This window comes from Mesorhizobium sp. EU05-FHT14A09, from assembly GCF_058790995.1.
In genome coordinates, this window is the sequence record NZ_JBYTDF010000006.1 from 204,974 (window position 1) to 230,449 (window position 25,476).

General features: G+C 64.0%; 19 protein-coding genes. 8 read left to right on the top strand and 11 right to left on the bottom strand.

All coding sequences use genetic code 11. The features are described from left to right. Positions 1–14: 14 nt before the first annotated feature. Entirely contained in the window at positions 15–1,484 is a 1,470-nt protein-coding gene (locus AC3WTO_RS21465) for a nucleobase:cation symporter-2 family protein (protein ID WP_492462940.1), read from the bottom strand. Between the two features lie 327 nt (positions 1,485–1,811). Between AC3WTO_RS21465 and AC3WTO_RS21470 the strand changes: the two genes are divergently transcribed. Further along, a complete protein-coding gene (locus AC3WTO_RS21470; protein ID WP_492462941.1) occupies positions 1,812–2,525 on the top strand; it encodes a glyoxalase superfamily protein in 714 nt (237 codons plus the stop codon). A gap of 245 nt (positions 2,526–2,770) precedes the next feature. On the opposite strand, the gene AC3WTO_RS21475 is transcribed toward AC3WTO_RS21470, so the two are convergent. Further along, positions 2,771–3,412 carry an HD domain-containing protein gene (locus AC3WTO_RS21475; protein ID WP_492462942.1) on the bottom strand — a complete coding sequence of 214 codons (642 nt, stop codon included), beginning with the start codon at positions 3,410–3,412 and terminating at the stop codon, positions 2,771–2,773. Between the two features lie 109 nt (positions 3,413–3,521). Here AC3WTO_RS21475 and AC3WTO_RS21480 point away from each other — a divergent pair, with 109 nt between their 5' ends. Beyond that, entirely contained in the window at positions 3,522–4,508 is a 987-nt protein-coding gene (locus tag AC3WTO_RS21480; RefSeq protein WP_492462943.1) for a GlxA family transcriptional regulator, read from the top strand. Between the two features lie 14 nt (positions 4,509–4,522). On the opposite strand, the gene AC3WTO_RS21485 is transcribed toward AC3WTO_RS21480, so the two are convergent. The 7 genes from AC3WTO_RS21485 to AC3WTO_RS21515 form a co-directional block, all read right to left on the bottom strand. Then, positions 4,523–5,323, bottom strand: coding sequence for an MBL fold metallo-hydrolase (locus AC3WTO_RS21485; protein WP_492462944.1), 801 nt, complete (start codon positions 5,321–5,323; stop codon positions 4,523–4,525). A 94-nt stretch (positions 5,324–5,417) separates the two neighbouring features. Further along, on the bottom strand, positions 5,418–6,695 hold the full coding sequence (locus AC3WTO_RS21490) for an amidohydrolase family protein (RefSeq protein ID WP_492462945.1): 1,278 nt from the start codon (positions 6,693–6,695) through the stop codon (positions 5,418–5,420). Beyond that, positions 6,692–7,633, bottom strand: a complete 942-nt coding sequence (locus AC3WTO_RS21495; protein ID WP_492463013.1) for an ABC transporter permease — start codon at positions 7,631–7,633, stop codon at positions 6,692–6,694. Before AC3WTO_RS21495 ends, AC3WTO_RS21490 begins: the two co-directional genes overlap by 4 nt. Next, positions 7,633–8,682 carry an ABC transporter permease gene (locus AC3WTO_RS21500; RefSeq protein ID WP_492462946.1) on the bottom strand — a complete coding sequence of 350 codons (1,050 nt, stop codon included), beginning with the start codon at positions 8,680–8,682 and terminating at the stop codon, positions 7,633–7,635. Before AC3WTO_RS21500 ends, AC3WTO_RS21495 begins: the two co-directional genes overlap by 1 nt. 405 nt (positions 8,683–9,087) lie before the next feature. Beyond that, a complete protein-coding gene (locus AC3WTO_RS21505) occupies positions 9,088–10,617 on the bottom strand; it encodes an ABC transporter ATP-binding protein (RefSeq protein WP_492462947.1) in 1,530 nt (509 codons plus the stop codon). A gap of 254 nt (positions 10,618–10,871) precedes the next feature. Further along, complete coding sequence (locus AC3WTO_RS21510) at positions 10,872–11,900, bottom strand: BMP family protein (protein WP_492462948.1); 1,029 nt, start codon at positions 11,898–11,900, stop codon at positions 10,872–10,874. A gap of 144 nt (positions 11,901–12,044) precedes the next feature. Further along, positions 12,045–12,944 carry a LysR family transcriptional regulator gene (locus AC3WTO_RS21515; protein WP_492462949.1) on the bottom strand — a complete coding sequence of 300 codons (900 nt, stop codon included), beginning with the start codon at positions 12,942–12,944 and terminating at the stop codon, positions 12,045–12,047. Between the two features lie 193 nt (positions 12,945–13,137). Between AC3WTO_RS21515 and AC3WTO_RS21520 the strand changes: the two genes are divergently transcribed. After that, complete coding sequence (locus AC3WTO_RS21520) at positions 13,138–13,947, top strand: SDR family oxidoreductase (protein ID WP_492462950.1); 810 nt, start codon at positions 13,138–13,140, stop codon at positions 13,945–13,947. Between the two features lie 36 nt (positions 13,948–13,983). Here AC3WTO_RS21520 and AC3WTO_RS21525 read toward each other — a convergent pair whose 3' ends face one another. Beyond that, positions 13,984–14,796: a helix-turn-helix domain-containing protein gene (locus AC3WTO_RS21525; RefSeq protein WP_492463014.1), complete on the bottom strand. Its 813-nt coding sequence runs from the start codon at positions 14,794–14,796 to the stop codon at positions 13,984–13,986. 602 nt (positions 14,797–15,398) lie between these two features. Between AC3WTO_RS21525 and AC3WTO_RS21530 the strand changes: the two genes are divergently transcribed. The 5 genes from AC3WTO_RS21530 (at position 15,399) to AC3WTO_RS21550 (ending at position 21,752) form a co-directional block, all read left to right on the top strand. Continuing rightward, positions 15,399–16,670, top strand: a complete 1,272-nt coding sequence (locus tag AC3WTO_RS21530; protein WP_492462951.1) for an extracellular solute-binding protein — start codon at positions 15,399–15,401, stop codon at positions 16,668–16,670. Between the two features lie 169 nt (positions 16,671–16,839). After that, the gene (locus AC3WTO_RS21535; protein WP_492462952.1) at positions 16,840–17,700 is read left to right on the top strand and encodes a carbohydrate ABC transporter permease; all 861 of its coding nucleotides are present in this window, start codon (positions 16,840–16,842) and stop codon (positions 17,698–17,700) included. Beyond that, on the top strand, positions 17,700–18,533 hold the full coding sequence (locus AC3WTO_RS21540) for a carbohydrate ABC transporter permease (RefSeq protein WP_492462953.1): 834 nt from the start codon (positions 17,700–17,702) through the stop codon (positions 18,531–18,533). The genes AC3WTO_RS21535 and AC3WTO_RS21540 overlap by 1 nt, the downstream gene beginning before the upstream one ends. Before the next feature lie 34 nt (positions 18,534–18,567). Beyond that, positions 18,568–20,598, top strand: a complete 2,031-nt coding sequence (locus AC3WTO_RS21545; protein ID WP_492462954.1) for an aldo/keto reductase — start codon at positions 18,568–18,570, stop codon at positions 20,596–20,598. An 89-nt stretch (positions 20,599–20,687) separates the two neighbouring features. Further along, positions 20,688–21,752: an ABC transporter ATP-binding protein gene (locus AC3WTO_RS21550; RefSeq protein ID WP_492462955.1), complete on the top strand. Its 1,065-nt coding sequence runs from the start codon at positions 20,688–20,690 to the stop codon at positions 21,750–21,752. A gap of 18 nt (positions 21,753–21,770) precedes the next feature. On the opposite strand, the gene AC3WTO_RS21555 is transcribed toward AC3WTO_RS21550, so the two are convergent. Beyond that, positions 21,771–25,445 carry an autotransporter domain-containing protein gene (locus AC3WTO_RS21555; protein WP_492462956.1) on the bottom strand — a complete coding sequence of 1,225 codons (3,675 nt, stop codon included), beginning with the start codon at positions 25,443–25,445 and terminating at the stop codon, positions 21,771–21,773. Between the last annotated feature and the right edge of the window lie 31 nt (positions 25,446–25,476).

Below are 25,476 nucleotides of genomic sequence, written 5' to 3' on the forward strand. Positions count from 1 at the left end.
ATGCGTTTGCCGCTTCAATGCTCGTGTTTGATCGGCACCGGCTTGCCGGTGGAATCGTAGAGCTTGCCGTCGAGGAAATAGTCACCCTCATGCAGGCAGGCGATGTCCTGGTAGCGCAAGGTGCGCTCCATGCCGGCGACGAACACCGACTGCTGGTCGGAATTGCCGGTGCGGAAATGGTTGAACAACAGGTTCATCGCGATCGCCATCACCGCCGCCGAACTGATGCCGGAGTGGAAGATGGTGGCGAACCAGGCCGGGAAATGCTCGTAGAACTGCGGTGCCGCGATCGGGATCATGCCGAAGCCGAGCGAGGTGGCGACGATGATCAGGTTCATGTTGTTGGTGTATTCCACCTTGGAGAGCGTGCGGATGCCGCTTGCCGCCACCGTGCCGAACAGCACCACGCCGGCGCCGCCGAGCACCGAAGGCGGCACCGCCGCGATGATCCGGCCCATGATCGGCAGGAGGCCGAGCGTGATCAGGATCATGCCGGCGCTGGCCACCACATAACGGCTCTTCACGCCGGTGACGGCGACGAGCCCGACATTCTGGGCAAAGGCGCTTTGCGTGAAGGAACCGAACAGCGGCGCCAGCGAGCTCGACAGCATGTCGGCGCGCAGGCCGTCGCCGAGGCGGCGGGAATCGACTTTGGTGCCGATGATCTCGCCCACCGCCAGCACGTCGGCCGAGGTCTCGACCAGCGTCACGATGATGACGATCAGCATCGAGATCGTTGCCGCCACGCCGAACACCGGCAGGCCGAAATGGAAGATCGACGGCAGCGCGAAGACCGGCCCGTCCATCACCTTCGAGAAGTCGGCCATGCCGAGCGCGACCGCCGCGGCCGTGCCGATGATCATCGACAAAAGGATCGAAAGCCTGGAGATCGTGGCACTGCCCAGCTTGCTGAGCAGCAGAACGATCAGCAGCGTCAACGCCGCCAGCCCGATATTGGCGGTGCTGCCGAATTCCGGCGAAGCGCTGTTGCCGCCCATCGCCCATCGTGCCGCCACCGGCATCAAGGTGAGCCCGATCGTGGTGATGACGATGCCGGTCACCAGCGGTGGGAAAAATTTGGTGATCCGTGAAAACACCGGCGTGATCAGAAGGCCGATCAAGGAAGCCACCATCACCGCGCCGAAGACCTGCGGCAGGCCGCCGCCGCCGGTCACGATCGCCGTCATGGTGGCGACGCCGGCGAAGGATACGCCCTGCACCAGCGGCAACTGGCAGCCGAAGAAAGGGACGCCGAGGGTTTGCAGGATCGTCGCCAGCCCGCCGGCGAAAAGCGAGGCGGTGATCAGCAGGCCGATCTCGCCGGGTGAAAGGCCGGCCGCCTGGCCGACGATCAGCGGCACGGCGACGATGCCGCCATACATGGTCAGCACATGTTGAAAGCCATAGGCGAGATTGGCGAACAGGCCGAGATGTTCGTCCTCCGGCCGCTCCTGCACCTGCACTTGCGATAACGTTGCGGTCAAACTGGTCTCCTCCCCTGCTTGAACGAAATACGCAGCTTTATCTTCGATGACTTGAACCCAAGAGATTAGTCCCGCTTTTGGTGAAGCATTTTAAAGCTGAGAGCGGTAATCGACGCGGTGCATCTGCCGCCATTTCAGTTCGCAACTGCCTGACGCGCTTGCGGAATCACCGTCCCGGCGGTAGCTTGTGGCAAGGCTTGTGCAGCCTGCCGCTCGCGCCTTCGGGTCTGGTGAATGCACGCTTTCCATGGATCGTCTGACCCTTGTGGACGGACCTGTCAGCAATGCGAGCACTGGCCACACGTTCGTCCCTACAGAGGATTGGACATGCGCACATTCCGCGATGCGAAGGCTATGGCGAAGACCCTGCGACAGGGGTTACGCGAACGAAAGATCGACCTCTCCCACAGCGATTGCCTTGAACTTGTCGCTCATCAGTTCGGCCTTGCCGACTGGAACACTCTGGCGGCGAAGATCGAGCCGCAACCGGATGGGAGCTTGCTGCGCCTGCCGGAAGGCTGGATCGTGAGCGGCTCCCGCAGCGGCGACTATGAGATGGGAGTGGACGAGGCCGAAGGGGCCGCACTGATCCGCAGCCGGCATGATTTGGCTGACGACGCCAACAGATGGAACGGCTTCGGCACGCTGATGCAGACCTTCCTGGCCGATGGTTATGCCGGCAGGCGCATCATGCTTTCGGCGAGCCTGAGGACGGAAGGTGTCGAAGGCACGGTGACGCTCTGGCTGCGGGTGGATGGGGCTCAGGGCAAGGTGCTCAATTTCGACAACATGGAAGCACGGGCGACCGACGGCGTCCTGCGCGGGACGAATGGCTGGACGACGCGGCGCATCGTGCTCGATGTGGAGGCGGGCGCCGAGATCATCAATTTCGGCTTCTACCTGCGCGGCACCGGCAGCGCCTGGGCGCGGGATTTCGAACTGACCGAAGTCGGCATCGAGGTGATGCCGACAGTCGGATCGCGGCCGGAAAGGTCGAGACCGATCAATCTGGATTTCTCGAAGCGCCTTCCAGGGGCTTGAGCGAAAGAGAGCAAAGCCTGCGACCCGCGCCGACGGGTCGCTTCAGGCCGCCAGGCCAGCCGAGGCCCGCACGCCGTTGTGCGGACCTCGGCCTCTCCCGAAGGAGAGTGCGCCAAGCCGTGAAGGTTTGCGCGTGACGCTCGATCGTCGAGCCCAGAGCGTTTCGTTTTCCTAACTATTTGTTTCCAGGGATCTTTTGGAGAAATGTCGCCGCGCGCCTTTCCTTGGAATTACGTCCTGGGATGTCAGCCGTGCCAATGCGAGCAGCGGATGACGCTGCAGAAATTGCCACGGTGGAAATGCGGTTCCTTGTCGGCGATGACGTCGGCCTTGACGTTGCCGAAGGTTGTGTCCGGCTTGTGCTTGATGCCGTCATAGAAGGCCTGGATGATGTCTTCCTTGAACTGCGGCGTGCGCGGAAATGCGCTGACCACCGCGTCGCGCTCGGCGTTCGAATACTGGTCGTAGGTCAGCCCGAGCACGTCCATCTCGACGCCGGCCGTCACCAGTGCCACCACGGGATGCATGTGTTGCGGAACGCCCGGCGTGGTGTGCAGCGCGATTGCCGTCCACACCGTGTAGGCGTCCTCTTCGGTTATGCCGTGGCTGCGCAGGAAGTCGCGGGCGGCATGCGCTCCGTCGACCTCGAAACGTTCGTGCCTGCTGCTGTGGCTCGGCATCAGGCCGATGTCGTGGAACATCGCGCCGGCATAGAGCAGCTCGCGGTCGAAGGTCAGGCCGCGATGGACGCCCGCCAGGGCGCCGAAATGATAGACCCGGCTCGAATGGTTGAAGAGCAGGTCGGTTTCGGTGTCGCGGATGAAGTCCGTGATGGCACGTGCCAGCTTGCTGTCGGGGATCGAGGCGTCCTTGACGATGGGTGACATGGTTCTTTCCTGCATCTGTTGCTGGTCGCCAGCATAGGATTCAGCTATATCTGTCTGCAATTGTCGTAACGCGTCGAATTAAGACAAAACCGGATTCAGGCGGACACGCATGCGGACGAGACCAAAGACCTTGCCGATGAGCATCGTGATGCTGGCCCTGCCAGGTGTGCAGCTCCTCGACGTGTCTGGGCCGCTCGACGTCTTCGCCGAAGCGAACGTCCAGGCCGGGCGCGAGGTTTACCGGTCCGTCGTCGCGGCGAAGCAACCAGGTCCGCTGCGCAGTTCGTCTGGTGCAAGGCTGCTGCCGGACATGGCCGTAACCGAGGATGCAGGCGAAGCGATCGACACCTTGCTGGTGGCTGGCTGCCCGCATGCGGCCGAGATGCCCGTGGAAGGGGCTGTCGTCGAATGGCTCCGGCAACGGGCGCCCGGGACACGGCGTTTCGGCTCGGTGTGCAGCGGCGCGTTTTTTCTCGCGGCTGCCGACCTGCTCAATGGCCGCCGCGTCACCACCCATTGGGCGGTGGCGGGAGAATTGGCGCGGCGTTTCCCTGAAGTGACGGTCGATGAAGATGCCATCCATGTCAGCGATGGCCCGGTACGCACGGCGGCCGGCGTGACGTCGGGGCTCGACCTGGCGCTCGCTTTGGTCGAGGAGGATCTCGGCCGTGATATTGCCATGCGCGTGGCAAGCCAGTTGGTGATGTTCTTCAAGCGGCCAGGCGGCCAGATGCAGTTCAGCCGCAAGGGCGAAGCGGTGCCGACAGGCCGTGCCGCACTTCAGGAATTGCAGCGCTGGGTCGCCGTCAATCCGGCCCTCGACCACAGCGTCGCCAATCTTGCCGCGCGCCTGGATATCAGCCCGCGGCATTTTTCCCGGTTGTTCCGCAGCGAGGTCGGTATCACGCCGGCAAGCTGGGTCGAGGAGGCGCGCGTCAGCGCGGCACGACGACTCCTGGAAATTGGCCATGAAGCGCCGAAACAGGTCGCCGCCCATTGCGGTTTTGCCGACGCCGACACGCTGCGCCGCGCCTTTGCCCGCCACGTCGGCGTGACGCCGGCCGAGTATCGCAAGCGTTTCGCTGCGCTAAGCTGAGAAGAGCTCGATGATCAGGCGGCCGGTTCGTAACGATACGAGCCGTCCTGCGAAACCACCCGCCCGATCCCCGGCCTGCCGAGATGCGCGCCGGCGATCCAGGTTCCCCGGCTTGCCGCCTGCCGCAGGGTCTCCAGCCGCGTCGCGCGCGCGGTGGGCTGGTCGTCGTCATAACCCCAGCTGACCGTCGGGTCGGCGAACTGCAGGGCCGGCACGTGCACGACATCGCCGAAGAACAGGAAGTCGTCTTCGCCGGTCTTGAGGGCGTAGCCGACATGGCCGGGGGCATGGCCCGGCAGTGCCACCACCTGCAGCCCGCTTTCCAGCCGGTCACCGTCGCGAACCGGCCTCAGCAGCGGCCGGAACGCCGCGAGATGCGACTTGCCGAAGAAGCCCTTGACGGCATCTTCGCCAATCACGATCGCCTGCAGTTTCGGCAGAAGCGCGCGCCCATCGGGTGTCAGCAACCCGGACACGTGATCTTCATGCGCATGCGTGGCTGCCAGGATGGCAATCGAGGCCGGGTCGATCCCGGCTTCCGTCATCACCTTCTCGAGCTTGCCCATGGTCGGCTCCCAGCTGCCGCCGGCGCCGCAATCGATGAGAACGCTCTGTCCGTCCGGAGCCGCAACGACGAAGCAGTTCACGGAGAGGCGGACCATCTCGCCTGCCTTCACGCTTGGCGGGAAGGGATTGTCCTCGATATCCCGCAACAGGCTGGCTTCCATGTCGACATGGCCGTCCGAGAGTGACCAGATGCGCCATCCTCCGGATGTCACGGCCAGCACGTCGACGCTGTGGGAAAGGACCTTCATGCAGCACCTGTCGCGGTTTCAACGCAGGCTTATACAACACGCGCACAGGACACAGCAGGTGGCCTGCATTCCCTTCCTGTGGGCCAGAACCGCGTTATGCCTTGTGCCGCCGGTTGATGCTCGAAGGACGCCCGGCGATGTTCAGCGCCGTGTCGCGCTTCGGCCGCTCGGCCACCACCTTGCCCTTGGCGATCACGCACAGCCGTTCGGCGCGCAGCCGGAGTGCCTCGATCGGGTTGCCGGCATCCAGCATCACCATCGACGCTGTCTTGCCGACTTCGATGCCGAGGTGGTCTAGCCCCATGATTGCGGCATTGACATTGGTGACCATGTCGAAACAGCGCGCCATGTCGGCAGGCGATGACATCTGCGCCACATGCAGGCCCATGAAGGCGACGTCCAGCATGTCGGCGGTGCCCAGCGAATACCATGGGTCGAGCACACAGTCCTGACCCCAGCCGACACGGATGCCGGCCTTCAGCATTTCCGGCACGCGCGTCATGCCGCGGCGTTTCGGATAGCTGTCGTGGCGGCCCTGCAGCATGATGTTGATCAGCGGATTGGGGATCGCCGAGACCTGCGCTTCCGCGATCAGCGGGATCAGCTTGGAGACGTAATAATTGTCCATCGAATGCATCGAGGTCAGGTGCGAGCCGGCGACGCGTCCCTGCAGGCCGAGCCGCTGCGTCTCATAGGCCAGCTGCTCGATATGGCGCGACAGCGGATCGTCGGTTTCGTCACAATGGATATCGACCATCAGCCCGCGCTGGGCGGCGATCTCGCAGAGCTCCGTCAGGGAGCGGCGGCCGTCTTCCATGGTGCGTTCGAAATGCGGAATGCCGCCGACGATGTCGGCGCCGAGGTCGAGCGCGCGGATGGTGTTTTCGCGGGCGTTGGGCGAGCGGTAGAGCCCGTCCTGCGGAAAGGCGACGAGCTGCAGGTCGATATAGGGCGCGACCTCCTTCTTCACCTCGAGCAGCGCCTCGACCGCCAGCAGGCGGTCGTCGCAGGTGTCGACATGGGTGCGGATGGCGAGCAGGCCCATCGACACCGCCCAGTCGCAATAGGCAAGCGCGCGTTCTTTCACAGCCTCATGCGTCAGCAATGGCTTCAGCTCGCCCCACAACGAGATGCCTTCCAGCAGCGTGCCCGAGGCGTTGATGCGCGGAATGCCGTAGGACAGCGTGGCGTCCATGTGGAAATGCGGGTCGACGAACGGCGCCGACACCAGATTGCCGGCAGCATTGATGACGCGGCCGGCTTCGGCCTCGATCCTGGGTTCGATGGCGGCGATCCTGTCGCCCTTGATGGCGATATCCGCGACACGGCCGTCGGCCAGCGTTGCCGTCTTGACGATCAGGTCGAAATTCATCGCTCGCCTTTCTGGTAGGGCACCATGAGGGCCTTTGGATAGGTCGCCCGCCTTGCAACCACAATGAGGGCAAGGATCGAAAGCGCATAGGGCAGCATCAGGAACACCTGGTAGGGCACCACGCCGCCGGAGAGCTGCTGCAACCGGATCTGGTAGGCGTCGAAAGCGGCGAACAGGATCGCGCCGAGCAGCGCCTTGCCCGGTCGCCAGGAGCCGAACACCACCAGCGCGATACAGACCCAGCCGCGTCCGTTGATCATGTTGAAGAAGAATGAGTTGAAGGCCGACATGGTCAGGAATGCGCCGCCGATTGCCATCAGCGCGCTGCCGGCCATCACCGCGCCCATGCGCACGGCGGTCACCGAGATGCCCTGTGCTTCGACCGCGCCCGGGTTTTCGCCGACCGCGCGCACGGCAAGGCCAAGCGGCGTGCGGTAGAGCCCCCAGGCCACGACGATGACCAAGACGAAGGCGAGATAGGTCAGCGATGTCTGTGTGAACAAAGCTTCGCCGATCACCGGCAGTTTCGACAGGCCGGGTATGGCCCAGGGCTGGAACGGCTCGATCTTCGGCGGCGAGGTCACTTCCGGCAACGCCAGCCGGTAGAAATAATAGGTCAGGCTGGTTGCCAGCAGCGTCACGCCGATGCCGACGACATGCTGCGACAGGCCGAGCGGCACGGTGAGCAGTGAGTGCAGCAGGCCGAAGGCCATGCCGACAAGTCCGGCGACCAGCACGCCGGTCCACAGGTCGCCGCCCATATAGACGGTGAACCAGCCGGCGAAGGCGCCGGCGGTCATGATGCCTTCGATGCCGAGATTGAGCACGCCGGCGCGCTCGCAGATCAGCTCGCCCAGCGTGGCGAAGATCAGCGGCGAGGCGATGCGGATAGCAGCGACCCAGAAGCTGGCGGTGAAGAGGATTTCGACGGCGTCCATCATTTCCACTTCACCCGGTATCGCGACAGCATGATTGCCGTCACCATGGTCAGCAGCGAGGTCGCCACCATCACGTCGGCAATGTAGCTCGGAACGCCGGCGCTGCGGCTCATGGCGGCCGCGCCGACGAAGATGCCGGCAACGAAGATCGCGGAAAACACCACGCCGATCGGGTTCAGCATGGCGAGCATGGCAACGACGATGCCGGTGTAGCCGAAGCCCGGCGACAGATCGAGCGTCAGGCTGCCCTTCAGCCCGGCGACCTCGGAGAAGCCGCCAAGCGCGGCAATGCCGCCGGACAGCAGCGCCGTTTTCATCAGCACGCCGTTGACCGGCATGCCGAGGAAGCGCGCGGCCTCCGCATTATGGCCGACGGCGCGCATCTCGTAGCCGAGCACGGTCTTCTTCATCACGAACCACAGGCCGACGGCCAGCGCGACCGCGATGACGAAACCATAATGCAGGCGCTTGCCGGTGATGACGCGCGGCAGCTGCGCCTCGGCGATGATCTTCGGCGACTGCGGCCAGCCGAGCGCCATCGGGTCCTTCAGCACGCCTTCCAGCAGCATCGAGACGAACAAAAGCACGATGAAGTTGATGAGCAGCGTCGTCACCACCTCGTCGACACCGAAGCGCAGTTTCAGCCAGGCCGGCCCGGCCAGCAGCAGAGCGCCGCCGATGAGGGATGCCAGCATCACCAGCGGCACCAGGATGATCGCCGGCAGCGGCAGCGCGCCGGTGCCCAGCACCACGGTGATGATGGCGCCCATATAGAGCTGCGCCTCCGCGCCGATGTTCCACAGCTTGGCGCGGAAGGCGACGGCCACGGCAAGGCCGGTGAAGATCAGCGGCGTGGCGCGCGTCAGCGTTTCAAGGATAGCAAACTGGGAACCGGCAGCACCTTTCAGCACCAGCCGGAACACCGAGAACGGATTGGCGCCGGCGAGCATCACCAGCACGCCGGCTATGATGAAGGTCACGACGATCGCCGCTGCCGGATAGAGGATCGACATCGCCAGCGACGGCGCCGGTTTTGGTTCAAGCCGCATGGTGGTGTCCGTGGGAGAGTGGGGGACGACCAGTCATGTGCATGGTCTTCGACGTTCCGGAATGGATCCCCGACATTCGCCGCGCCCTGCGGTTGCTCGCGAGGTCGAGGATGACGGACTTCATTTTCTGCTGGCGCCAATTGTTGACGTCGGCGCCACCTACAATGCTTGAGCCGAACTCGACGCCGCCGCTAGCGCTTTCGTTGGAGAATGGTGAGGCCGTCATATGCCATCTGCCGATCTCGGCGTTGGCGATTGGCCGGAGCGCCCCATGCCACTCGTCATCCTCGACCGCGTGAGGGAACGAAGCGACCGGAGCGTGCCGGGGATCCATTCCGGAACGTAGGAGAATTTGCCCGGCCTCGACGAGAGGAACAGCACCGAACCAATGCCAGCCGCCACCCATCACGCCGCCTCGTGCCCGGCCATCATGGCGCCGATCTGGCTGATGGTGAGTTCGCCGCGCGCCGAGGGTTTCGACAGCCGCCCTTCCGAGATCACCACGATGCGGTCAGACAGCGCCAGCAACTCCTCCAGGTCCTCGGAAATCAGCAGCACCGCGGCACCGCACGCACGCGCTTCAAGCAGCCTGGAATGCACATAGGCGACGGCGCCGACATCGAGCCCGCGCGAGGGCTGGTTGGCGAGGATGACGGACGGGTTGGGATCGAGCGCACGGCCGAGGATCAGCTTCTGCATGTTGCCGCCGGACAGCAGCCGGATGCGTGCCTCGGGCGAGGGGCACTTCACCTCGTAGTCGTCGATGATCGACTGCGCGAAGGCGCGCGCGGCCGCCCAGTCGACAAGGCCGCCGCGGCTGAAGCGGCGGTCGCGATAGCGCTCGGCGATGACGTTCTCGCTGACGCTCATGTCGGCGATAGCGCCCTGCCTGTGCCGGTCCTCCGGCACGCGGGCGATACCGGCATTCAATGCCGCCAGTGGCGACCATGTCGTCACCGCGACGCCATTGACCTGCACCGTGCCCGAGACCGGTGCTTCCATGCCGGCGAGCAGCCCGGCGAGCGCTGCCTGGCCATTGCCGGAGACGCCGGCGACACCGGTGATCTCGCCGCCATGCAGCGCGAGCGCGATCTCGTTCAGCGCGGTGCCATGCGCGCGCCGCGCGGTCGAGACGCCCTTCAGCTCATAGAGCAGGGCACCACGTTCGACCTTGGCCACGACAGGCGGTGTCACCTCGCGCCCGACCATCAGGGCAGCCAGCTCGTGACGGTTGGTGTCAGCGGTGCGGCGCTCACCCGACAGCTTGCCGGCGCGCAGCACCAGCACGCGGTCGCTGGCCGCCATCACCTCGTTCAGCTTGTGCGAGATGAAGATCACCGACAGGCCCTTGGCCACCAGCAGCTTCAGCGTCTTGAACAGCGCCTCGGTCTCCGTCGGCGTCAGCACCGCCGTCGGTTCGTCGAGGATCAGCACCCGCGCGTCGCGGTAGAGCGCCTTGAGGATCTCGACACGCTGGCGTTCGCCCACGGACAGGTCCGCCACCAGCGCATCCGCCTTGACGGCCAGGCCGAAATCCCTGGCCAGTTGGTCGATCTTGGCACGCGCTGCCGAACGATCCAGTTTCAGTCGGAACAGCGGCTGCGTGCCGAGCGCGATGTTGTCGATCACGCTCATGTTGTCGGCCAGGGTGAAATGCTGGTGCACCATGCCGACGCCGGCAGCCAGCGCCGCCTTCGGATCTCCCGGCGGCAACGGCTTGCCGAACACCTCGACGCTGCCTTCGTCGGCCACATAGTGGCCGAACAGGATGTTCATCAGCGTCGTCTTGCCGGCGCCGTTCTCGCCGAGCAGGGCAATGACTTCGCCCTGCCGGAGTTCGAACGAAATGCCGTCATTCGCGGTCAGCGCACCGAAACGCTTGGTGATGCCCGAGAGGCGAAGTGCCGGAGCGTTGCCCGTCGAAGAGGATGTCATCCGGTGCGTCCTTCGAGGCTCGCCCGTTTAAACTTGTGCCATCCTTCCAACGCAGTGCGGGCTCGCACCTCAGGATGAGGACGGTTGTGAAACTTCAAGCCGGAGTTCCGGAACGCTTCGGCATTTGGCGCCGTTGCACAACCGTCCTCATCCTGAGGTGCGAGCCCGCAGATCGCTGTAGGGCAAGCTCTCACCTTGGCCGGGCGAGCCTCGAAGGACGCACCAGATCGATGCTGCATTAATCGCGGCCCATATCAGCTCGACTTCGGCTCCTTGTCGTCGATCTCGATCGACAGGCTGCCGTCCTTGATCGCCTTTTCCTTTTCGGCGACCTTGGCCATCACTTCGGCCGGCACCTTGCCGTCGAACGAGCCGAGCGGCGCCAGCGAGCAGCCGCCATTCTTCATGAAGGAGTAGACGCCGTAGTCCTCGGCCTTGAAGGCGCCGGCCTTCACCTGCGCGATCGCATGGTCGAGCGTCGGTTCGAAATGCCACAATGCCGAAGCGACCACGGTGTCGGGATAGTCCTTCTGCGTGTCGATGACGTTGCCGACCGCCAGCACCTTGCGTTCCTTGGCTGCGTCCGACACGCCGAAACGTTCGGCGTAGAGCAGGTCTGCGCCGGCATCGATCTGCGCGAAGGCTGTTTCCTTGGCCTTGGGCGGGTCGAACCACGAGCCGATGAAGGCGATCTGGAACTTGGTGTCGGGTGCGCTTTCCTTCACGCCGGCGATGAAGGCGTTCATCAGCCGGTTCACTTCCGGGATCGGATAACCGCCGACCATGCCGATGTTCTTCGACTTGGTCATCGCGCCGGCGATTAGTCCGCTGAGGTACGAGGCGTCCTGGATGTAGTTGTCGAAGGTCGCAAAGTTCGGCGCCTTCGCCGCGTCGGGCTTGAAGCTGGAGCCGGCGAGGAAGGCGACATCCGGATAGTCGGCGGCGACCGCGCGCGCCGCGTCCTCGACGCCGAAGACTTCGCCGAGGATCAGCTTGTGGCCGGCCTCGCAATATTCGCGCAGCACGCGCTCATAGTCGGTGTTGGCGGTGTTTTCCGAGAAGACATAGTCGATGTCGCCGCGTTCCTTGGCGGCATTGGCCGCCTTGTGGATGCGGCTCACCCACTGCTGTTCCACCGGCACCGTGTAGACGGCGGCGACCTTGATCGGGTCGGCAGCGAAGGCGCGGCCGGCGAAGCCGCCGGTCATGGCAAGTGCGGCGCCGGCACCGACGCCTTTCAGGATGGTGCGGCGGGACGGCGTAAAGGAGCTGGAAGTCGACATTTTGCTTGGTTCCCCTGGGTGGCTTTTTTATCTTTTGGTCAAAACTACCAAGAGACTCGCGCGAGCACAATGTGCCGTGGCGATGACACAGGATGCCGGGCTAGGCAATTTCGAGATGGCGAAGCCCACAAGAAGCTGGTGCCGTTATCGGGCGTGTATCGTTCGGACCACATCGATGAAGGCCCGCAGCTTGGGCTGGCTCTGCATCGCCGTCGGGAAATAGAGGAAGATGCCGTCATCCTTGCCGATCTGGTCGGCGAACAACAATTTGAGCTCGCCGCGTTCGACCTCTTCCTGGACCTCCGGCTCCTGGACATAGCCAAGCCCGATCCCAGCCTTCACAAGACGGACCAGCGCCAGCCGGTCGTCCACGATCACCTGCTGGGGCATCTTCACGCGGATCGTTCTCCCGCGGCGCTCGAACTCCCAGATGTGAAGTGTCCGCGAGGCCTGGAACCGGAACAGGATGGCCTTGTGCTGCGACAGGTCCTCGAGCCGCTTCGGCGTGCCCGAACGGGCAAGATAGTCTGGGCTCGCCGCGATGGCCCATCTGTTCCCCGGTGTCAGCCGTACCGCGATCATGTCCTTGTCGATGGCCTCGCCCAGCCGGATGCCGGCGTCGAAGCCTTCGGCGACAAGATCGACGAGCGCGTCGTTCAGCGATATGTCGAGCACCACCCTCGGATACAGCTCCTGAAAACGCTCGATGATCGGCAGGACCGGATGGCGCATGGCGCTTCGCGGGATGGTGAGCCGCAGCGTGCCTGCCGGCACGGACTGGGCCGTACTCAGGGTGGCCAGCGCATCGCTGATCTCGTTGGCCGCGCGGTCGAGGCGCTGGAACAGTTCCGCGCCGGCATCGGTCAGCCGCACATGCCGGGTCGTGCGCTGGAAAAGCTTGGTCTGGTAGCGTGTCTCAAGTGCCCGGATCGCCTTGCTCATCGCGGTCGGGCTGATGTCGAGCGCCTCGGCGGCGGCACTGAAGCCGCCATGGCGGGCGACGGCCAGGAAATGCGGCAGTCCGTCGAACAGGTCGCGATTCATCGGGTCAAGCCAGTCCGGATCATCGATGGCAGGTCTGTGCAGCAGCTTACGACTATGAACTTCAAGTTCAAGACCCTTCCCGTTTTCGGCAGATTATCTCCATAATCAGAATTGCTACATGCCACTCATGGCGGCTCTATCCCTGGGCCGCAAAGCAAGGGCCCGCCGCATGCCGGTGGGCGAAGGAGTGAGCATGTCGCAGACAGTTTTCATCACGGGCGCGTCGACCGGCATCGGCCGGGAAACCGCCAAACTGTTCCAGGCGCGTGGCTGGAACGTCATCGCCACCATGCGGACGCCGCAAAACGAGACCGAGCTCGGCACGCTCGACAAAGTTCGTGTCCTGCGCCTCGATGTGACGGATGAAGCGAGCATTCGCGATGCCGTCGCCCAGGGCATGAGCGCGTTCGGCGCGATCGATGTCCTGATCAACAACGCGGGTTTCGGCGCCTATGGCCCGCTCGAGGCGACATCGCTCGAAACCATCCGCAAGCAGTTCGACACCAATGTCGTCGGCCTGTTGGCAGTCACCAAGGCGGTGCTTGCGCATATGCGCCGTCGCGGTCAGGGCACGATCGTCAACATCAGCTCGATGGGCGGGCGCGTCGCGTTCCCGCTGGGCTCGCTCTATCACGGCAGCAAGTTCGCGGTGGAAGGTCTGTCGGAAGCGCTCGCCTACGAGCTCGGCGCCATCGGCGTGCGGGTGAAGCTGGTCGAGCCGGGCATGACGAAGTCTGATTTCGGCAGCCGCTCGCTGGTCTTCAGCGCCGATGAATCCATGCCCGAATATGCGGCGCTGGTGAAGGGCACGGTGGAGGCTTTTGCCACCCTTCCGGCAGCGGAGACATCGGACGTCGCCGAGGCGATCTTCACGGCTGCGACAGATGGCAAGGACCGCTTGCGTTATCCGACCGGCAAGGACACCAACATGTTCATCGACATGCGCCGCCAGCAGGATGACGAGGCCTTCACGCAGTCATTGAAGCGCATGTTCAACATGTGATGTGCTGGTCCGAGGCTCGCTCGCCTGCAGGCGCCGTCACACGGTCGATCCCGCGCGGCGGAAGCTGGACGGCGTCATGCCGGCCAGCCTGCGGAAGGATTTGTTGAAGGCGCTCAGCGAGCCGAACCCGCTTTCCATGGCGATGTGCAGGACGTTGGCGTCCTCCCGCATCAGCATCGCCTGCGCATAGCTGAGGCGCAGAAGGTTCAGATATTCGTTGAGCGTCATGCCTGTGGAGCGCCGGAAGACGCTCATGGCATATTTCGGATGAATGGCGAATTCCGCGGCGATGTCGGCGATGCTGATGTCGTCGCGGAAATTGTCGGCGATGTAGGAGCAGATCCGCAGCGCCAGCGGCAAAGCGCGCTGATCGAACTCGTCGACCGTGTTTGCCGCGGCAACGCCCGGCAACAATTCATAGGGCTCGAAGCGCATGCGCTCGATGCGCAGCAGCAGTTCGTTCACGGCATGCGCGGCCTTGGCAGCATCGCCGGAGCGGGCATAGAGGTTCCAGCGCTCGAAATTGCAACCGTCGGCCGGGTCCGTCGCGCGCAGGATCAGCACGTGGCCCGCCATCAGATGCTGTTGCACGCCGGCGGGCAGGTTCAGCCTGAAGAAATGCACCAGCGGCAGATGCGCGCCCGCATAGATCGTATCGTCGCTGCGCCAATCCATCTGATGCGGGATGCCGCCCCAGAACAGGCAGAGATCGCCCTTCGTCAGCACCACTTCGCGGTCGGCCATCAAATAATGGACCTGGCCTTGCACGATGAAGTTCACCTCGACCTGGGCGTGCCAGTGCGGCCCCTCCATGACAACTGGGTGGGTGTGGAACATCTGCAATTGCATGGGGAAGGCTTCAACCGTGCTTGCGCCGGTACGCCAGTAAGAACCGCCTGCACCCTTGCCGTCCACCAAGCCGAGAGCTCCTGTTTCCGCAAGCGAAGAACCGTGTCCAGTGTAGCGTGGTCCTTTGCAAGCGCAAATGGAAGCGCGGCCGGCGCAGCTTAGCCGGCCAATACCCCCGATACTGCCCCAGAAGGGGAGGGTAAGCATATGAGTTCCCCCTCTCCGTCTCGGCAACGGCGGCTTTGCCGCCGAAGCCGATCCACCTCACCCCCGTTTCATGGGGGCGAGGAACCCAAGCTGGAAAAGCGCCGCCGCTTGAGCTGCAGTTCCTCGCCCCTGCCGAAGGCGGGGGAGAGGTGAATCGGGCAAGGCCCGAGACGGAGAGGGGGGCATCGCGCCATAGACGATTGTCTGCCCTTGAAGAGGGAGGAGGAACCAGCGGCCACGATAGCCGGACCGGACAATACCCCCAGCCGGACCGGACAATGCCCCCACGATCTTACCATTCGGCAAATTCATGTTCCGTTTGCGGGAGACCGGCATATTCCATCCGATAATCTCGGCCTGCTCCGGGAGAGAGCAATCGAAATGGGAGGAACAGGATGCGTACCACACTCGTGTGCGCGGCAATGGCGCTTGCGCTCAGCCAGGGTTCGGCGCTCGCCCAGTCCGGCGAGATCACGATCTGGAGCTGGAATGTCGCCGCTTCGTCGCTGAAGGAAACGATCGCCGGCTTCAACAAGCAGCACCCCAATGTGAAGGTGAATGTCCAGGACCTTGGCAACCAGCAGGTGTTCGACAAGACCCTCGCCGGCTGCGCCGCCGGCGGCGCCGGGCTGCCCGACATCATCTCCGTCGAAAACCAGGAAGCCGAGATCTTCTGGAACCAGTTCCCCGATTGTTTCGCCGACCTGAAGACACTCGGCTACACCGACGCCACGGCGCAGCTGTTTCCCGAATTCAAGCGCGTCGAGCTGGAGGCGAACGGCAAGGTCTACGCCATGCCATGGGATTCCGGTCCGGTCACGGTGTTCTACCGTCGTGACTTCTACGAGAAGGCAAGCGTCGATCCGGCTTCCATCAAGACCTGGGATGATTTCATCGCTGCCGGCAAGAAGGTCATGGCGGCCAATCCCGGTGTCATCATGACCGAGGCCGACCTCAACGGCGACGACGAGTTCTTCCGCATGATCTCGAACGAGCAGGGCTGCGGTTATTTTTCACCGGACGGCTCCGCCATCACGGTCAACCAGCCCGGCTGCGTCACCGCGCTGGAAACCGTGAAGAAGATGAAGGCGGACAACCTCGTCAGCGCCGCCAACTGGGACGAGAAGATCCAGGCCACCAAGGCCGGCAAGGTCGCCACGCATATCTTCGGCGGCTGGTATGAGGGCACGATCCGCTCCAATGCGCCGGACCTGACCGGCAAATGGGGCGTCTATCCGCTGCCCAGCGCAACGGCAGACGGCCCGCATGCGGCCAATCTGGGCGGGTCGTCGTTGGCGATCACCGAGGCCTCGAAGAACAAGGAAGCTGCCTACGCCTTCACCAGCTACGCGCTGGGAACGGTCGAGGGGCAGGTCGCCATGCTGAAAGCCTACGGGCTGGTGCCGTCGCTTCTGTCCGCGCTCGACGATCCGTTCGTGCAATCGGGCCAGCCCTATTGGGGTGACCAGAAGATATGGGTCGACGTGCTGTCAACCTTGCCCAAGGTCAAGCCCAGCCGCGGCACCACCTATTTCACCGACGCCAACAAGATCCTCACCGCCACGCAGCTGAAATACATCGAAGGCGGCTATCCGGATGCAAAGACAGCGCTCGACGACGCTGCCAAGCAGATCGAGCTGGCAACAGGTCTGCCCCTGTCCCAGTAACCTCCCCAGGGACGCCGGCGGCGGGTTTCGGCCTGTCGCCGGTGTCTCATGTCTAGAGCGTTTCCGTTTTTTAACGGAAACGCAGAAACGCTCTAAGTATTTGTTTTAACGCAATTCCGGACGGAGAACCGCTGCGCAGTTTTCCTGGAATTGCTCTGGTGGAATTGGCATGCGGCCGCGCACACTCACAGCCTACGGTTTCCTGACGCCTTACCTGCTGATCTTTCTCGCCTTCTGGGTGTGGCCGATCATCAGCTCGTTCTGGATGTCGTTCCTCAACACGCGCCGCCTGCCATGGACATTCGCGCCGCAGGCCAATTGGGGCCGGCTGCTGGTCGACCCCGCCTTTGCCAATGCGCTGAAGAACACGCTGATCATCCTCGTCGTGCAGGTGCCGGTCATGATCACGCTGGCGACCGTGCTGGCCGTGCTGCTGCACTCGCCTCTGCTCAAGGTGCGGGGATTGTTCCGCTTCGCCTTCTTCGCACCCGTCGTGGTCGGCGAGGTCGCTTATGCCGCCGTCTTCCGGCTGATGTTCAACTACGAGTTCGGCATCATCAACAAGCTGCTGGCGATTGTCGGCATCGCACCGATCTCCTGGACGTCGAACCCGACCGCGGCCATGGCGCTGATCATCATCGCCGTCACCTGGCGCTGGGCCGGCTACAACGCCATCCTGATCCTCGCCGGGCTGCAGTCCATCCCGCAGGATCTCTACGAGGCCGCCACCCTCGACAAGGTTTCGAAGACGCGGCAGTTCCTGTTCATCACCGTGCCGCTGCTCAGGCCGATCATCCTGTTCTGCATCGTGCTGTCGATCATCGGCACCATGCAGCTGTTCACCGAGCCGTTCCTCATCACCAACCGCGGTGGCCCCGGCGGCGCCACCGAAACACTGGGCATGCTGCTCTACCGGCAGGGCTTCCTGTCGTTCAACTTCGGTTATGCCTCGAGCATCGCCTACACCATCGCGGCAATCGCCATGGCGCTTTCGCTGCTCAACATGTGGGCTGGAAAGGAGCGCCGCTGATGCCGTCTTTCACCACCCGGACACGGCGCGCCATCGCCCTTCACGCCGTGCTTCTGCCGCTGGCTTTGATCTGGCTGTTCCCGCTGTGGACGATGCTCGTCTTCGCCACGCTGCCCGACGACGGCATCTTCGGCGCGACCATCCAGTTGCTGCCGTCGACGGCCTTCGCCGACAACTTCGCCAATCTGCAGCACGACACGGATTTCATCCGTGCCATGGTCGTCTCGATCGTCGTGGCGTCGGTCTACACGCTGCTGTCGGTGGTGCTCACCGCGATGGCCGGCTGGGCATTGGCCCGCTATCGCTTCGTCGGCCGCACGGCGGTGGTCGGCATCATTTTCGGCACGATCACCTTGCCCTATTTCGTCGTCGTCATCCCGCAGTTCATCATGGTGGCGCGCGACTTCAACATGGCCAACAGCTGGTTCGCGCTGATCGTGCCGCCGCTGTTCAATTCGCTCGGCGTGCTGTTCATGCGCCAGTCCTTCACCATGCTGCCGGAAGAGGTGTTCGACGCGGCGCGGGTCGAAGGCATCAGCGAATGGCGCACCTTCTTCCACATCGCGCTGCCGATGACGCGGCCGACGCTCGCGGCGCTGTCGATCATCCTCTTCCTGAACAGCTGGAACTACTATCTGTGGCCGCTGCTGGTCACCAGCCGGCCGGACATGATGACCGCGCCGGTGGCGCTGGGCAGTCTGATCGGCCTCACCAAAGTGTCCTGGGGCGGCATCATGGTCGGTGCGGTGGTGCTGACCGCGCCGATGCTCGTGCTGTTCGTCGCCCTGCAACGCCATTTCATCGCCGGAATCTCGGCCGGTGCGGTCAAGTGACCGTTTCGGCCTGCTGCCAATCGAGGAGACCATCATGAGCACGCCGAACAAGATCCGCTGGGGCATCGTCGGGCCCGGCAACATCGCCAGGGCTTTTGCCGGCGGGCTGGCGCATTCGCGCAACGGCGTGCTGGCTGCCATTGCCGCGCGTGATCCCGGCAAGCCCGGACTTGCCGAGGCGTTTCCCGGCGCCCGCATTCTTCAAGGCTACGATGCGTTGCTCGATGATCCGGCCGTCGATGCCGTCTACATCGCCACGCCGCACCCGGGCCACGCCGAATGGGCGATCAAGGCGCTCGAAGCCGGCAAGCATGTTCTGGTTGAGAAGCCGATGGCACTGACCGCCTTCGAGGCGGATGCCATGATGCATGCCGCGCGCAAGGCTGGCCGCTTCCTCGGCGAGGCCTATATGTACCGCCTGCATCCGCAGACGTTGAAACTGGTCGAGCTGATCGGGACGGGCGCCATCGGCGAGGTGCGGCTGATCCGTTCCAGCTTCGGCTATGCGATGCCGTCCGTCATGCCCGAACATCGCCTTTTCGACAGCGACCTTGCCGGCGGCGGCATCCTCGATGTCGGCGGCTATCCGGTCTCCATGGCCCGCCTGATTGCCGGTGCTTCCGCTGGCAAGCCGTTCCTCGATCCCGAAAGCGGCACCGGTGCCGGCCATCTCGGCGTCACCGGCGTCGATGAATGGGCTTCGGCGCTGCTCAAATTTGGCAACGGCATCGTCGCCGAGGTCTCCTGTTCCATCCTGCTCGCCCAGGACAATGTGCTGCGCATCTTCGGCACGAAAGGGCACATCGAAGTCACCGATTTCTGGTTCGCCTCCGGCAAGCAGGGCGGCACCGGCCACATCGATGTGGTTACCGCCGACGGGCGGCAGACAGTCGAGGTCCGCGAAGAGGGCTGGCTCTATTCTTTCGAAGTCGATGCGGCCGGCGACGCGATCCTGGCCGGAAGGCAGGAATTCGCCTGGCCTGGCATGGATTGGGCGGACAGCCTGGGCAATCTGCGCGTGATGGACAGATGGCGTGCCGCGATCGGCCTCGAATATGGCATCGAGAAGGCGGATGGTCGTCCGCATACGATTTCCGGCCGCAAGCTTGCGCGGAACGGCACGCGCATCCCGAAGCGCCAGATCCCGGGCGTCGCCAAGCCGGCTTCGGTGCTGGCATTGGGCTTCGAGGATTTCCGTACCTTCTCTTCCGGGGCGATCCTGCTCGATGCTTTCTTCGAGGCTGGCGGCAACCTCTTCGACACCGCCTTCATCTATGGCGGCGGCTATACCGAAAAACTGTTCGGCGACTGGCAACGCAGCCGTGGCACGCGAGAGGAATCGGTCGTCATCGGCAAGGGCGCCCACACGCCGTTCTGCACGCCCGACGCGATCGGCAGGCAACTCGCGTTATCGCTCGACCGGCTGCAGACCGATCATGTCGACGTCTATTTCATGCACCGCGACAACCCGGACGTGCCGGTCGGCGAATTCGTCGATGCTATGGATGCCGAGGTGCGGGCGGGCCGCATCCGTGGGCCGTTCGGCGGTTCCAACTGGACGCGCGAGCGCATGGCGGCCGCAATCGACTATGCCGAAAGGAACGGCAGGCAGGCGCCGGGTGCGCTGTCGAACAATTTCTCGCTGGCCGAAATGCTGGTGCCGATCTGGGATGGCTGCGTCGCCGCCTCCGACGCTGGCTGGAGGCACTGGCTGATCGAGCGGCAGATGCCGAATTTCGCCTGGTCGAGCCAGGGGCGCGGCTTCTTCACCGAGCGCGCCGGCCGCGACAAGCTGGACAGCGAGGAACTGGTACGGGTCTGGTATTCCGAGGACAATTTCGCCCGCCGCGACAGGGCAATCGAACTGGCCGGCCGCCTCGGCAGGAGCCCGATCCATGTCGCGCTGGCCTATGTGCTCGCGCAGCCTTTCCCGTCGGTTCCACTGATCGGGCCGAGAACTCTGGGCGAGCTGGACGACAGCCTGCAGGCGCTCGACATCACGCTGTCGGCGGCGGATCTCGAATGGCTGGTCAATGGGCCGGCGCCGCAGCGCAAGGCCGGGTGAATGACGCAGCTTCTAAGTGCCAAGAGCGTCCTTTGCGCATCCGAACGGACACGCGGCGCTCTAGGGTGCATCAAGCAGGGAGCCATGATTTGAGCGCCATCGAGCTGAAAGCGGTCAGGAAGTCCTTTGGCGTGGTCGACGTCATCAACGGTGTCGATCTCGCCATCGCGGCGGGCGAGTTCTGTGTCTTCGTCGGCCCGTCCGGCTGTGGCAAGTCGACCTTGCTGCGCATGATCGCTGGGCTGGAGGACGTCACTTCCGGCGATGTGCTGATCGACGGCAAGCGGGTCAACGCGATAGAGCCCGGTGATCGCGAGCTTGCCATGGTCTTCCAGTCCTACGCGCTTTACCCGCACATGACTGTCGAGCGGAATATGGGCTTCGGCCTCAGCATGAGCGGCATGGCGAAAGCCGAGGTTGAAAGACGGGTCGCCGAGGCCGCGGCGGCGCTGCAACTGCAACCGCTGCTGAAACGCAGGCCTGCGCAGCTTTCCGGCGGGCAGCGGCAGCGCGTTGCCATCGGCCGTGCCATCGTGCGGCACCCTAAGGCCTTTCTGTTCGACGAGCCGCTGTCCAATCTCGACGCGGAGCTCAGGGTGCAGATGCGTGTCGAAATCACCAAATTGCACCGGCAGCTTGGCGCCACCATGATCTACGTCACGCATGACCAGGTCGAGGCGATGACCATGGCCGACCGGATCGTCGTGCTGCGTGGCGGCGTCATCGAGCAGCAGGGCCGTCCGATCGATCTCTACCGCGATCCCGACAACGCTTTCGTCGCCGGCTTCATCGGCTCTCCGAAGATGAATTTCTTCAAGGGCGTCATGGGCTCGGATGGCACGATCGGGTTGGCGGAAACGGCATTCGCACCGGCGTTGTCATCTGGGCCGGCGGCCGGCCACGAGGTCACGATAGGGCTGCGGCCGGAGCATTTCGAGATCGGTGGCGACGGCGGTGTTTCGCTTGCGATGGAGATCGACCTGATCGAGAACCTGGGCGGCAATTCGATCTGGCACGGCCGGCTGTCGAGCGGCGAAAAGCTCCTGGTCGAACGGCGCGGCTATCACGACCGGGGACCGGGTTCTTCGGTGCGGATGTCGTTCAAGCCGGACAATGCTTTGATTTTCGACCACAACGGCAAAAGGCTGCGCTGAGCCCTTCGCTCGTCGGTGTCAGAACTTGACATTCAAATCCGCCCGCACGCCATGGTCGCTTGCCTTCGAGCCGACCTGGCCATGATAGGAAAGGCCGAGTGTCGCTTGCGGGGTGATGGCGAAGTCGAGCCCGGCTTCGATGACGGCCGCATCCCTGGCGATCGGCGCACCGGCGATGGTGAAGGCGCTGGAGCCGCTGAAGGCCTGGCTCACTGCAGGCGTGACATCGCCATAACCATGCCGCCAGCCGAGCATGCCGCGAACTGTGGCCTTGGTTGAACCGAGGTCGAAATCGGTCGCGGCGCGGATGCCCAGCGTGGTGAAGGTGATGTCGTTGGAACCGCTCTGGACGATGAGTGCTGATGCGCCGCCCGTCTCGGTGAAGCCGTTGCTGTGCACGTTGACATAGGCGAGGTTGGCGAACGGCTCGAAGGCGAAGCTGCCGGCTTTCATACCGTAGCCGAGTTCGCCGAAGACCTGCGTGGTGCCGGCGCGGTGATCGCCGCTCAGGCTGTCGCTGAAGCCTGGGAAGCTGACCTGCCGGCTGCTTTCGATCTCACTCCACGTATAGGCAAGGCCGGAACGGAAGGAGAGGTTGCCCCACTCAGTGCCGCCATAGATGCCGAGATGATAATTGTCGCTCGCAGCGGATGAGCGACGGTCCTTGAAGCGCGAATGGCTGTAGCCGGCGAGAAAGCCGAGGCGGATGTCGTCGGTGATCAGGCCGTCGACACCGGTGACGAAGCCGCCGGTCGAACGGCTCAGCTTTGCTGCATTGCCGTCGCCGCCGAAATGTCCCCATGAACCGAACACCGAGCCCCAGGCACCGTAGCGTTCGGAAGCGACAGAAGCCGTGGTAATTTCCCTGGCATCCTTGCCATAGTTCATCAGCGGCAGCGGTTCTGCACCGACCGTCTCGAACGCGGAACGCAGGCGATCGTTGATGGCATCGCGCGTGAAGCGGCTGTCTTCGAGCAGACCGGTCACCGTCGAGGCGTTGACCTCGCCCGAAAGGCCGTCGAAAGCGGCGCGGGCTTCATCCGCCGACAGCAAAAGCAGCGTGTTGTACAGCGCCAGCGCTGCACCGCTTTGCTGCAGCGTATCCAGCGCGCCGGCCGTCTGTGTCTGGTTGTAGGTATTCGCCACTGTGACAAACAGCGGCTTCTTGCCTGGCTCCTCGGGTCTGCCGGGCTCCTCCGGCTTCTTGATCGCAATCGTCAGGTCGACTGCGTTGGCACCTTGCGACAGCTTGGCATTGAGGAAGGCCGAGCGTGAAAGCACCACAGGATCGAAGCTGCCCGTAACACCGCCGGTCGCAGTCAGGATCATGTAGCGCTGGCCGTCCTGGTAGCTGGCCTGTGCGTCCAGCGCGGTCACTTCCACCTTGCCGCCGGAAAGCGTTGCCGTGCCGGTGACGGCGATGCGGTCGCTGCTGCCATTGCCGGCAATCTCCACCGCATAGGTCGAGCCGGCCGCGAACGTTACATCGCCGGCGACATTCAGCGTACCGATCGAGTTGCCCGGCGCGACAATGGCGCCGCTCTCGGCCATCAGGCCGCCCAGCGTGCCGATGCCGCCGAGCGTTGCGCCCGACTTCACGGTCACTAGGCCCGCCAGGCTGGCGCCGGGATGGGCACCATCACCGACGACCAGCTTGCCGCCGCTCACGGTGGTTGTGCCCGTGAAGCTGTTGGCGGCATTGAGCACCAACGTGCCGCTGCCGGCCTTGGCGAAATCCCTGGCGGTTGCGCCATCGACCAGGATGGAATCGGCGACAGCCGTGACGCCGCCATCGACGGCAATGGTGCCGGTCGAGCCCGAAGCCGGGTTGAAGGCCAGGCTGCCACCGGTGACACGGTAGCCATCCGTCACGAATTGCAGCGTATCGAACTCCCTGGTCCCGGCGACCGTGACTGTGCCAGCGCTGCCGGCAAACACGCCGACGGAACGCAGCCAGGGCTGGTTCGTCGCGCCATCGACGCTGGTCCAATTCGGGCCGATGATGTCCCATATGCCGGAACCGCCATCGGCTGCACCGTTGGGCGTCGCGTTGCCGCCGTCCCAGAACTGGATGGTCTGACCGGCGCCCAGCGCGATCAGGTAGACCTGGCCGGGAACATCGAAGCCGACGATGTGCCGCGCCACCGTGAAGTTGGTCGAGGTCACGGTCTCGGCGTCGAATGTGCTGCCCGGCGTCAGCCCGCCATATTCGAAAAGCCGGTAATATCCCGCCGAGGCCACCCTGGCATCCAGTGTGCCGCCGAGCGTCAGGTTGCCGGTAACCTTGACGAGATCGTTGGTGGCGCCACCGGCCAGGCCCGGCGTGTTGAGTTCGAACCGGGAGGTCGAGCCACTCGCCAGCGAAAGGTTGCCGGCGATCGTCAGCGTGCCCGGCGAGTTGCCCGGCGACAGGAGAGCACCCGATTGCAGGGTGACCGCCGATGCCCCGCCTGAACCGATCGTGCCGCTGCCTGCCAGCGTGGCGCCGCTGCCGACGACGACCGAGCCACCGAGCTTGTTAGCGACGATCAGCTTGCCGCCCGAAACGGTGGTGCTGCCGGTGAAGGCCGAACCGTCGCCTGAGAGTATGGTGGTGCCGCTTTCATGCTTGATGGTGCCGTTGCCGCGCAGCGCGGCGACGAAGTCCAGGTCCGATCTGTCCGGCAGCCCGGTATGGTTGAAGACGATGGTTCCGGTGCCGAGGGCGAAGCGGATCTGGTCGGCCAGCAATGTGCCGGCAGTCGCTGCCGCAGAGCCCGATGCAGCGCCGATGTTGAGGGTGCCGCGGGCGGTTGCCGCTCCAGCGATGCCGACGAAATCGGCGGCACCTCCGGCATAGGTGCCGGTCTTGACCGTCGCGCCATCGCTGATGGTGAAGGTTCCGACGGCGTATTGGCCGTTGGCGATGATCAGTCTGCCGCTGTTTTCCCAGAGCGAGCCGGCTCCGGTTACAGTTGCTGTACCGGTAGAAAGACGGTTTTCGCCCAGACTCGCCGAAGCGGACGTGACGCGGCCGCCGTCACTGATGGTGAGCGTTCCGACTTCATCGTTGCCGACGACCAGCTTGCCGCTGTTGGCCCACACTGAACCGGCACCAGTGACGGTGGCAGTCCCTTCCGAAAAAAGGCTTTGGCCGAGCGTCGCCGACGCCGAGTTGACGCGGCCGCCGTCCTCAATGGTCAGGAAGCCAAATGCCTGGCTGCCGCCGATCGTCAGGCTGGCGCCGCTGTCCCACAGCGATCCGTTGCCTTTTACCAGAACCGTGCTGGTGATCCCGTAGCCGAGGGCTATGGCACCGGCGCTGCTGATTACCTTGCCGCCACCGCTGATCGTCAGCGACGAGCCTGTCTGGCGACCGACGATGAGGGAACCGTTGACTTCAAACAATGCATTGGTGCCGCTGACATCGACCGTTCCCCGCCCATTGGCGTTGTATCCAAGATAGGCTTCGCTGATGGTGGTGACGGTGCCGCCACTTGTGATGGTCAATGTGCCAGGACTGTAAAGCCCGACGACATAGAGCCCGGTTCCGTTCCAGTTTTCCACGACATCGCCCGATTTGGTGACCTGCGCCAGCGCATCGAGCGGGGCGGTAAGGGCGGCGGCTGTCAACACCATCGCGGCGGAGTTGCGGAGAACACGCAGGCGGGACTTGAAGTCGATCGGCATTCTGGCAGATTGAAAATGGGTCATGGCCCATAGGGGATCGAGGTCCCTCGAGATC